A 1,714-nucleotide genomic window follows, 5' to 3' on the forward strand; every position below is an offset into this window, starting at 1 on the left:
CCGTCGACAGGGCCGCCGCCATCATCTTGATTCTGTTCATGTTCATATGCCGTTGAAATCCGTATGCGTTTGTCAGCCGCTCAACGCGACAGGCCCCGATCGGCGATCACGCGCGGCGTCAGGAAGATCAGCAGTTCCCGCTTGTTGGCCGTCTTCGCCCGGTTCTTGAACAGGTTGCCCACGACCGGGAGATCGCCCAGCAGGGGCACCTTGGTCACGTCATCCACCTCTTCCTGCTCGAAGATACCGCCGATCACCACAGTGCCGCCGTTCTCGACCAGCACCTGCGTCTGCACGTGCTTGGTGTTGATGGCGATACCGGCGGTCGTGGTCTCGCCGCGGCTGTCCTTGTTGACATCCACGTCGAGAATGATGCCGCCCTCGGGGGTGATCTGCGGCGTCACCTCCAGCTTCAGATTGGCCTTGCGGAAGGCAATGGCCGTCGCGCCGCTGGACGTCGCCGTCTGGTACGGGTATTCGGTGCCCTGCTCAATCAAGGCCTTGACCTGGTCAGCCGTCACGACCCGCGGGCTGGACACGATCTTGCCGCGACCGTCGGCCTCCAGGGCCGAAATTTCCAGGTTCAGGAAGCGGTTGGCCGCCGAGCTGAACAGCGAGATGGCGAATGCCGCCGGCGCAAAACCGCCGGCACCCGTCGAGGGCAGGTTCACAAAGGAGGTGTTCAGCGTGTCCAGTGCGTTCTCCGTCTCGGTGGTCGTCATCGACACGGCGTTGTAGCTGCCGCCGATGGCGACCCGATCGGTGCCCCCCACCGGGTAACCGGGCTGGCCACCGCGGATGCCCCGCAGATCGCTGCCGCCCAGGCGCACGCCCAGCGAGCGCCCGAACCGGTCGTCGGCCTCGACGATGCGTGCCTCGATCAGCACCTGACGGATCGGAATGTCCAGCTTGGCGATGAGCTGCTGCACCTGCTCCAGCTTCGACGGAATATCGGTGACGAACAACTGGTTGGTGCGCGGCTCGGCCATCACGCTGCCACGTGTGGACAGAATCCGGGTCGCCGCCGTGTTGCCCGCGCCACCACCGGCGCTGCCCGCCATCAACTGGGCCGCGACATCGCTGGCTTTCGCGTAGTTCATCTGGAAGCCCTGCGTACGGAGCGTTTCCAGGCTCTCGATCGACGCCTTGGACTCCAGCTCCTGCTTCTCGCGGGCGGCAATCTCGTCCTTGGGCGCGATCCACAGCACGTTGCCGGCCTTGCGCATGCCCAGGCCTTTGGCCTGCAGGATGATGTCGAGCGCCTGGTCCCAGGGCACGTCCTTCAGGCGCAGGGTCAGTGAACCACCCACCGAATCGGACGTCACCACATTGAAGTTGGTGAAGTCGGCGATCACCTGCAGCAGCGACCTGACCTCGATGTTCTGGAAGTTCAGTGACAGCTTTTCCCCGTTGTAGCCCGGCCCCTGGGTCAACTTGCCCGGGTCCAGGCGCTGCTCGCGCACCTCCAGCACGAACTGGCTGTCACTCTGGTAGGCCGAGTGCTCCCAGTTGCCCCGCGGACTCACCACCATGCGGACGCGATCACCGGTCTGCGTGGTCGTGATGAGCTGCACCGGTGTGCCGAAATCGGACACATCCAGCCGCCGGCGCAGGCCCTCGGGCAGGGAAGAGTGGAGAAATTCGACCACCAGATCCTGCCCCTGCTGACGGATGTCCACCCCCACCTGGTTGCTGCCGAGATCGACCACCACGC

1 protein-coding gene is annotated in these 1,714 nt (G+C 64.7%); it reads right to left on the minus strand.

Translation table 11 applies throughout. From position 1 onward, the window contains the following. Window positions 1–80: 80 nt before the first annotated feature. Window positions 81–1,714, minus strand: a 1,634-nt coding sequence (locus PHQ87_RS06335) for a type IV pilus secretin PilQ family protein (RefSeq protein ID WP_300232205.1), incomplete at its 5' end; no start/stop codon positions are given.

The organism is Hydrogenophaga sp., assembly GCF_028698005.1.
Lineage (GTDB): Bacteria > Pseudomonadota > Gammaproteobacteria > Burkholderiales > Burkholderiaceae_C > Hydrogenophaga.